The 211-nt window shown below is 74.4% G+C and carries 1 pseudogene; it reads right to left on the bottom strand.

The annotated features are described in order from the left end of the window. Positions 1–211, bottom strand: a pseudogene (locus ACNQO6_RS18630) (hypothetical protein); the annotation flags it as partial.

Raw genomic sequence — 211 nt, 5'->3', positions numbered from 1 at the left:
GGAGAATGCGTCCGGGGTAGTAGCGAGCGAGTTCGTCGAGCACTTCTGCCAGCGGCCGCCGGTAGAAGCTCAGCCAACCCTGGCGCCAGGCCAGCGCGGCGGCGGCGTCGATGGCCACGGGCCGGCCCAGCTTGCCGTCGGCGAAGCCGACCTGCTGGCCGGCGCCCAGCACTTCCTCGACGGCGCCCGCACCGGTGCCGGCGCTCACCGC

Source organism: Acinetobacter calcoaceticus (genome assembly GCF_051947995.1).
GTDB lineage: Bacteria > Pseudomonadota > Gammaproteobacteria > Pseudomonadales > Moraxellaceae > Acinetobacter.
The sequence above is the reverse complement of the archived record's forward strand: the minus strand, read 5'-3'. Positions and strand labels throughout refer to the sequence as shown.